Here is an 8,337-nt window from a genome sequence, read left to right as displayed (position 1 = left end):
GTTCAACGCGCTTTCGGTCGAGTTCTTTCTGAATCTGTGAGGTGCCTTCGATGGCCAACTTTTCGCCTTTCCAAACCTCTTCCAGCTCCTGATATTTGCGATCTGACTCGTTGATTTGGGTCTGCAGGATATCCAGACGCTTACGGCTGGCTTCATCCTTCTCCTTCTCCAGTGCCACGCGCTCAATGTTCAATTGAATGATGCGGCGCTCCAGTTCATCCAGTTCCTGAGGTTTGGAGTCGATTTCCATCTTGATGCGGGAGGCCGCCTCGTCCATCAGATCTATGGCTTTGTCAGGCAGATTACGGTCGGTGATATAGCGATGTGAAAGCTGTGCTGCGGCAACCAATGCGGGATCGGTAATGCGCACCCCATGATGGGCTTCATAGCGCTCTTTCAGGCCACGCAAAATGGCGATGGTGTCTTCTACACTGGGTTCATCCACCAGTACCCGCTGGAAACGCCGTTCCAGCGCCGCATCCTTTTCAATGTATTTACGATATTCATCCAGTGTGGTAGCACCAATGCAATGTAACTCGCCGCGTGCCAGCGCCGGCTTGAGCATGTTGCCTGCGTCCATGGAGCCCTCGGCCTTGCCAGCCCCCACCAGTGTATGAATTTCATCAATAAAAAGAATGATTTTACCCTCACTCTTCTCCAAGTCATTCAATAAAGACTTCAGACGTTCCTCGAACTCACCGCGAAACTTGGCACCCGCAATCAGGGCTCCCAAATCCAGACCGAGCAAGCGTTTGTCCCTCAGTGATTCCGGCACTTCGCCATTAATCAAGCGCAGAGCCAGTCCTTCGACGATAGCCGTCTTGCCCACCCCCGGCTCGCCGATTAAGACCGGATTATTTTTGCTGCGCCGCAGCAATACCTGAATGGTCCGGCGGATTTCGTCGTCACGGCCAATCACCGGGTCCAGCTTGCCCTGACTGGCCCGCTCGGTGTAGTCGATGGTGTATTTCTCCAGCGCCTGACGTTGCTCTTCGGCATTGGCATCATTGATTTTTTCCCCGCCGTGCAGATCGTGGACGGCCTGTTCCAGATCCTTGGTGGTGGCACCCGCCTCTTTCAGGAGGCGCCCAGCCTCGCCCTTGTCGTCCATCAAGGCCAGCAGGAAGTGTTCGGTGGAGATATACGTGTCGCCGCGCTTCTGGCCTATCTTGTCGGCCAGATTGAGCATGTTGGTAAGATCGCGGCCCACCTGCACCTCGCCCGGATGCCCTTGTACTTTCGGCATGGACTCCAGCGCGCGGTTCAACTGATTGCGTAGGGCATCGACCCGTACGCCGGCTTTTGACAGGAGTGGCCGGGCGATACCGCCTTCCTGATCAAGAAAAGCAACAAGCAAGTGGACGGGCTCCATCTGCTGATGATCCTGGGCCAGTGCGAGACTCTGGGCATCCTGGAAAGCCTGTTGAAATTTGGTGGTCAGTTTGTCGGTGCGCACGGAGTGACTCCTATAGATTGGTATTGCTCAAGAAATGGGATTATCCGGCCCCTTTTTCAAGAGCCGGTGCGGGCTGTAGTGCCCAGATCAGGAAAACCGCACCCAAAAGCGCCAGCAGTGCTGCTGCGGCGAAGGTGCCCTGCCCGCCCCACTGCGCCCAGGTCCAGCCGGCTCCGAGCGCGCCCAGACCTCCCCCCAAACCATAAACGATACTGGCATACAGGGCCATGCCGCGCCCGCGCAGAGCGCCGGGAAAGCGGTCCGCTAACCAATGTACGGCCGCTAGATGAAAGGCGCCATAGCTGGCCGCATGCAAGGTCTGCACCAGAATGATCCATATCAGTCCCGGCCACCAGGCGATAACACCCCAGCGCAGGGCGGTCAGAATAAACGCGCCGGTGAATACCAGTGGCACACCCCAGCGCCGGATAAAACGATCGCCCCACCAGAAAAACGCGACTTCGCAGAGCACTGCAAATCCCCACAGCATCCCGACAGCGGCACTCCCCAGACCGTGCTGTTCCGCATAGATAGAATAAAACGCGTAATAGGCGCCATGACTGGCCTGCTCCAGCAAGCCCGCCAGCAGGAAAAACCAGAGGCTCACATGGCGGAGTGTGCCGCTGAGACGGGGGCGTGGTGTACCGGTGGCTGGCAGCGTGCCATAGGGCAAATAGCGACTGGCCCACCATGCACCTATCAAAAAAATGGCGATACCGGGCAAAAACGCGGTCATCCCCCAGCGGGCGATCAGCCCACCCATGCCCAGTGACAGGGCGATAAACCCGAGGGAGCCCCAGAGTCGAATACGCCCATAGGCGGTGCCACGGCGTTGTGCCCAGTCCATGGTGGTAGCGTCCACCAGGGGCAGCGTCGCCGCCCAGAAGAAGGAAAAAGTCAGAGTGATGAGCAATAGGGACAGAAAGTGACCGTGGGCCAGCGACAGGGCAAGGAAGCCCACCGCCGTAATCAGCGCCGCCCAGGGGACGATCCGCCGACTCCCCCAAAAATGTGCCAGCCAGCCCCAGAGATTGGGCGCCAGCACCTTGCTGAACTGCACAGCCGCGGTGAGGATGCCGATGGCCAGAGGACTCTGGCCCTGGGCATGCAGCCACGGACCCCAGTAGGGCATGAACGCACCCAGCGCGCAAAAGTACAGGAAATAGAAGGTGGCGAGCCAGCCCCCTTCCCGGTCTGCCTGCATAACTTAGGCGGGGATGGGAGGCAGGGGTGCCTGCACGTCGGCGTTCTGGGCGCGGTGACGCATCCAGTGGTCCATGATCACCAGCGCCAGCATGGCCTCGACGATGGGGACCGCGCGGATACCGACACAGGGGTCATGGCGACCGGTGGTGACCACTTCAGCGGGCTGACCATGCACATCTATGCTTTGCCGCGGGATACGAATACTGGAGGTCGGTTTGATGGCCACGGACAGCGTGAGATCCTGCCCGGAAGAAATGCCGCCCAAAACACCGCCGGCATGATTGCTCTGAAAACCCGTGGGGGTTATCGCGTCCCCATGATAGCTGCCGCGCTGCTCTACTACTGCAAAACCATCGCCTATGGCGACCGCCTTAACTGCATTGATACTCATCATCGCCTTGGCAATATCTGCCTCCAGACGATCAAAGACCGGTTCACCGAGCCCAACCGGCATGCCGGTTACCAGCGCATCCACCCGCGCGCCGATGGAGTCCCCTTCTTTGCGCAGGACATCGAGAAAGTCGGCCATACGGATCGCAGCCTGGGCATCAGGACAGAAGAAGTCATTGCGGGAGACTTCCGCTGCATCAAAATCCTCGGCATGAATGGGACCCATCTGCGCCATCCACGCCTGTATGTTCACACCAAGACGCACGCGCAAAAACTTACGGGCGATAGCCCCGGCAGCGACCCGTGTCGCTGTTTCCCGCGCCGAGGAGCGGCCGCCCCCCCTATAGTCGCGCCGGCCGTACTTTTGCACGTAAGTATAATCGGCGTGACCAGGACGAAACAGGTCCTTGATTTTGCTGTAATCCTGTGAGCGTTGGTCCGTGTTGCGAATCAGCAGTCCGATGGGTGTACCGGTGGTCAGACCCTCAAAGACACCGGAGAGAATTTCGACCTGATCCGCTTCCTGACGCTGGGTGGTATGGCGTGACTGACCGGGGCGGCGGCGATCCAGCTCAATCTGGATATCGACTTCGTTGAGCGGCATGCCCGGCGGGCAGCCATCGACAATGCAGCCGATGGCTGGGCCATGACTTTCGCCAAAGGTGCTGACCCGGAAACAATCGCCGATGCTGCTTCCCGCCATAAGTTATTTTTCCATTTCAATCATGGCATAAGACGAATGATTGTGAATCGACTCGAAGTTTTCGGAAGAAACCGAAAACCACTGCACGCGCGGGTCTTCCTGCAGTCGCAGCGCGACGTCCCGTACCAGATCTTCCACAAACTTGGGATGGTCGTAAGCGTATTCCGTGACATATTTTTCATCGGGGCGCTTCAGCAGGCCGTAAAGTTGACAGGATGCCTCCGCTTCGATCAGATCAATGATATCCTTAATCCAGACCGTTTCGCGGGCGCGCACATGGACCCAGACATGGGCACGCTGGTTGTGGGCGCCATATTCCGAAATGCTTTTGGAGCAGGGGCAAAGGCTGGTTACGGGCACCATGACACCTATGGTCAGGTGATAACCTGTCGGGGTAATCTCTCCCGCCAGTTCCACCTCATAATCCAGCATGCTCTTGACGCCGGATACGGGTGCGGCCTTCTGAACAAAGAACGGAAAGCGCATCTCCAGCCGCGCTGAATCCGCTTCCAGGCGCTGCCGCATCTCTTCGACCACGGCGCCGAAGCCCTCCACACTGAAGGGACCCTCATGTGTATTGAGGATCTCGATGAAGCGTGACATGTGCGTGCCCTTCAGGTGTGCGGGCAGACTCACGTACATATTACACTGGGCGATGCTGGGCTGCATCGCTCCGTCACGATCCTGAACCTGCATGGGATGGCGCACGGCGCGGATACCCACCTGCTGGATGGCAATAGCCCGTGGGTCAGCGCGACCCTGTACGTCTTCTAAGACTTCTACCGCGCAATCTCTCACCGGACCCTCGCTTGGGAATAGTGGACTGAATTAGTCGAATACTACGCCCGAGCCGGTGACGGGGCAAGCAATGCCAGTAATTCTTTGCCGGACTTTTCGATTCCTGCGGCATACAGGCCAAAGTCTGCAAGCCACTGACCGACATCGCCCTGTTCGATAAAGATGTCGGGTAAACCGAGCAAGCGCATGGGCCGCACGATGCCCTCGTTGAGCAGGAACTCCGCGACGGCGCTACCGGCGCCCCCCATGCGTGAGCCTTCCTCCACAGTCAAGAATGCCCGATGGCTTTGCGCCAGACTGGTCAGTAATTCCGTGTCCAGCGGCTTGACGAAACGCATATTGACGACGGTAGCGTCGAGGGTCTCACCTGCCGCCATGGCTGGCGCAGCCCGCGTACCAAAGGCAAGAATCGCGAGATCCTTACCTTCCCGCAGGACCTCCGCCTTGCCGATGGGGATCTGCCGTGACAAATCCTTGTCCAGCGCCAAGCCCAGGCCGTTACCGCGCGGATAACGCACCAGTGCCGGCCCCTGATAAGCAAAGCCCGTGTTGAGCATATCGCGCATCTCCTGCTCATCTTTGGGAGCCATAATGACCACGTTAGGAACGCAGCGCGCATAGGCGATGTCAAAAGTACCTTGATGAGTAGCCCCGTCAGCACCGACCAATCCCGCGCGGTCAATAGCAAAAAGCACCGGCAGATTCTGGATGGCGACATCGTGCAGGAGCTGGTCATAGGCCCGCTGCAAGAAAGTGGAGTAGATGGCGACTACCGGGTGAATGCCGTCACAGGACAGACCTGCGGCAAAAGTCACTGCATGTTGCTCAGCGATACCCACATCAAAATAACGCTCGGGAAACAGTTGTTCAAAGCGCACTAGCCCGGAGCCCTCGCGCATGGCCGGCGTGATAGCGACCAGATGCTTTTCTGCCGCACCCTTGTCGCAGATCCAATCACCGAACACTTGGGTGTAGCTCGGCGCCCCGGCGGGTTTCTTGGCCATTTTTCCATTCGTCCGGTTAAACGGGGTCACTCCGTGATAACCGCAGGGATCCTGCTCAGCGGGACCGTAGCCCTTACCTTTTTTGGTGATGATGTGGAGCAGGCGTGGCCCCCTGATTTTTTTTAGGTTTTCAAGCGTCGGGATCAACGCATCCAGATCGTGACCATCAATAGGACCGAAATAATGAAATCCCATTTCCTCGAACAATGTCCCCGGCGTCACCAGCCCCTTAACGCCCTCTTCCGCCTTCCTCGCCAGTTCACGCAAGGGCGGTACGAAACTCAAGGCCTGCCCCGCCCCTTCGCGCATGGTGTTATAGAGGCGACCCGAGAGAATCCGCGTCAGATATTGGGATACCGCGCCCACATTGGGTGAGATGGACATCTCGTTGTCATTGAGGACGACCAGCAAGTCGGCATCCAAAACGCCGCCGTTATTCAGCGCCTCATAGGCGAGACCTGCCGTCATGGCACCATCGCCAATGATCGCCACCACCTCCCGCGATTTATGCCCCAGCTTGGCCGCCACTGCCATGCCCAATCCGGCACTGATAGAAGTGCTGGAATGACCGGCGCCAAAACTGTCATAGGGGCTCTCATCGCGCTTGAGGAAACCGGAGAGACCGTCTTTGATGCGTAACTGGGGAAAAAGCGGACCACGGCCCGTAAGAATTTTGTGGGGATAAGCCTGATGGCCGACATCCCAGATCAAGCGATCATCTGGAGTATTGAATACGGCGTGCAGCGCCACGGTCAGTTCCACCGCCCCCAGACAGGAAGAGAGGTGCCCACCTGTCTGGCTGACCGTCTCCAGGAGAAACTGGCGCACCATTTTGGCCACGCCTTTCTGTTCGCTGCGTGACATCTGCCGCAGTTCGGCGGGCATGGGAATACCCTTCAACAAATCGCTCATTTATTCCGCTCTACAATGAGGCGCGCCAGGGCGCGGAGGTGATCAGCTTCTGTTTGCCAGGGCTGCAAGGCCTCCAAAGCCTCGTCGAGCAGGCGTCGGGCATAGCTTTGCGCCTCGACAAGCCCGAGCAAGGTAACAAAACTGGGCTTGTTACGGCTGCGATCCGCGCCTTGCCGCGCTTTTCCGGTCTGTTGCAAATCGCCAATCTCGTCAAGGATATCGTCTTGTACCTGAAAAGCCAGACCGACACGATCGGCATAACGCAGCAGCGCCACACCTGTGGAATCTTTCTCACCAATGCCCGCAGCGCAGAGCGCCAACTGTATGGCGCAGCGAATGAGCATGCCTGTCTTGTGCAGGTGCATTTGCTCCAGTGCGGGCAAGGCCAATTCATGCCCCACGGCGGCCAGGTCAATGGCCTGCCCACCTACCATACCCCGCGAGCCAGAGGCCTGCGCGAGGGTCGCCAGCATCTGCACCTGCCATTCGGCGGCCACGCCCCAACCCGGCTCAGCCAGCGCCAGGAAGGCCTGCGTCTGCAAGGCATCGCCCACGAGAATGGCGGTGGCTTCGTCATAAGCGCGATGGCAGGTAGGCTGACCCCGGCGCAAGTCATCATTATCCATGGCCGGGAGATCGTCATGCACGAGCGAATAGGCATGAATCATCTCCAGTGCCGCCGCGGGACGGTCCAGATGCTCCCGTGGCACACCCAGGCAGGCTCCCGTCGCGTACACCAGCAAGGGACGGATGCGCTTGCCGCCACCCAGCGTACTGTAACGCATGGCGTCATGCAGACGCGCGGGCAGTATGTGCGCCGCAGGCAGCAGTGTCCCCAGAACGCTTTCGGTGCGCTGTACCGAGCGCGTCCGGAACTGCGCAAAAGTTTCATTGTTCACAGCGGCATCCAAGGTCATACGTCTTCTTCCTGAGTAAGCGGAGTGGAGACCGCGTCCTCTCCGAGTAATATTTCCACGGTCTGCCGGGCATTTTGCAACTGCGCCTCGGCACGCTTGGACAGTTCCATGCCGCGCTGAAAAAGGGCGACAGAGTCTTCCAGACCCAGCTGCCCCTCTTCCAGGCGGCGAACGGTTTCTTCCAAGGCGTCCAAGGTGCTTGCGAAGTCTGCGGGGGCTTCCACGGGGGACGATTTATCGTTCATGCGTTTTTCCATGTTCGCCAATTAAACACTAGGCCCAGTCCTCGGGGCAAGGGATAACGAAGATTCAGACTGGACGGTACGTTCGCCAGACCCTAAACTTCGTGCCGCCCATATCTTAAAGGCTTCAGCCATGTTTCTGCAAAAGGTCGGGAGTGCTCCGAGCGCAGCCGCCGATGTCACCCGCTTCGAGGTGCTCGGCGCTATCAGCGTGTCGCATTTTCTCAATGACAGCATTCAGTCGTTGATGCTGGCGGTGTATCCGTTGTTCAAAAGTAATTTTGACTTGAGTTTTGCGCAGATCGGGTTGATTACCCTGGCCTATCAGTTGACCGCATCCATCATTCAGCCATTGGTAGGGCGTTTTACCGATCGCCACCCCATGCCTTACTCATTGCCTTTCGGCATGCTATTTACCTTTGGCGGGCTATTGTTGCTATCCGTGGCTCCGAATTATGCAACGCTCTTATTGGCAGCGGCGTTGGTGGGCCTGGGTTCATCAGTGTTCCATCCAGAGTCCTCGCGGGTGGCGCGGATGGCCTCTGGCGGGCGCCATGGGCTGGCGCAGTCCATTTTTCAGGTGGGTGGTAATGTGGGCTCGGCGGTGGGTCCATTGCTGGCTGCCTTTTTTGTCATGCCTAACGGTCAACACAGCCTGTCGTGGTTTTCACTGGCGGCGTTACTGGCCATCGTGATTCTTTCTTTTGTG

General features: G+C 58.2%; 8 protein-coding genes. 1 reads left to right on the top strand and 7 read right to left on the bottom strand.

Going from position 1 to position 8,337, the window contains the following annotated elements; translation table 11 throughout:
- The 7 genes from AC2VNK_RS02565 to xseB form a co-directional block, all read right to left on the bottom strand.
- A partial coding sequence (locus AC2VNK_RS02565; protein WP_486882692.1) for a Clp protease N-terminal domain-containing protein occupies positions 1-1,456 on the bottom strand: 1,456 nt, incomplete at its 3' end.
- A gap of 40 nt (positions 1,457-1,496) precedes the next feature.
- Positions 1,497-2,660 (bottom strand): MFS transporter, encoded by a 1,164-nt coding sequence (locus tag AC2VNK_RS02560; RefSeq protein ID WP_486882691.1) that lies wholly within the window; start codon positions 2,658-2,660, stop codon positions 1,497-1,499.
- A gap of 3 nt (positions 2,661-2,663) precedes the next feature.
- Complete coding sequence (gene aroC / locus AC2VNK_RS02555; RefSeq protein WP_291524272.1) at positions 2,664-3,755, bottom strand: chorismate synthase; 1,092 nt, start codon at positions 3,753-3,755, stop codon at positions 2,664-2,666.
- Positions 3,756-3,758: 3 nt separating this feature from the next.
- The gene (gene folE2, locus AC2VNK_RS02550) at positions 3,759-4,553 is read right to left on the bottom strand and encodes a GTP cyclohydrolase FolE2 (protein ID WP_486882690.1); all 795 of its coding nucleotides are present in this window, start codon (positions 4,551-4,553) and stop codon (positions 3,759-3,761) included.
- 41 nt (positions 4,554-4,594) lie between these two features.
- Positions 4,595-6,469: a 1-deoxy-D-xylulose-5-phosphate synthase gene (gene dxs / locus AC2VNK_RS02545; protein WP_486882689.1), complete on the bottom strand. Its 1,875-nt coding sequence runs from the start codon at positions 6,467-6,469 to the stop codon at positions 4,595-4,597.
- Entirely contained in the window at positions 6,466-7,386 is a 921-nt protein-coding gene (locus AC2VNK_RS02540; RefSeq protein WP_486882688.1) for a farnesyl diphosphate synthase, read from the bottom strand. Before AC2VNK_RS02540 ends, dxs begins: the two co-directional genes overlap by 4 nt.
- Complete coding sequence (gene xseB, locus AC2VNK_RS02535; protein ID WP_291508475.1) at positions 7,383-7,631, bottom strand: exodeoxyribonuclease VII small subunit; 249 nt, start codon at positions 7,629-7,631, stop codon at positions 7,383-7,385. Before xseB ends, AC2VNK_RS02540 begins: the two co-directional genes overlap by 4 nt.
- Before the next feature lie 130 nt (positions 7,632-7,761).
- Here xseB and AC2VNK_RS02530 point away from each other — a divergent pair.
- Positions 7,762-8,337 (top strand): MFS transporter (locus AC2VNK_RS02530; RefSeq protein ID WP_486882687.1); only part of this gene is annotated, 576 nt, incomplete at its 3' end.

The organism is Acidithiobacillus sp. TH-A35, from assembly GCF_057473505.1.
The sequence above is the reverse complement of the archived record's forward strand: the minus strand, read 5'-3'. Positions and strand labels throughout refer to the sequence as shown.

What these genes read in the sequence shown, in the direction of transcription:
- AC2VNK_RS02560 (WP_486882691.1), bottom strand. Translation starts at nt 2,660, where the DNA reads ATGCAGGCAGACCGGGAAGGGGGCTGGCTCGCCACCTTCTATTTCCTG.
- aroC (WP_291524272.1), bottom strand. Translation starts at nt 3,755, where the DNA reads ATGGCGGGAAGCAGCATCGGCGATTGTTTCCGGGTCAGCACCTTTGGC.
- dxs (WP_486882689.1), bottom strand. Translation starts at nt 6,469, where the DNA reads ATGAGCGATTTGTTGAAGGGTATTCCCATGCCCGCCGAACTGCGGCAG.
- AC2VNK_RS02540 (WP_486882688.1), bottom strand. Translation starts at nt 7,386, where the DNA reads ATGACCTTGGATGCCGCTGTGAACAATGAAACTTTTGCGCAGTTCCGG.
- xseB (WP_291508475.1), bottom strand. Translation starts at nt 7,631, where the DNA reads ATGAACGATAAATCGTCCCCCGTGGAAGCCCCCGCAGACTTCGCAAGC.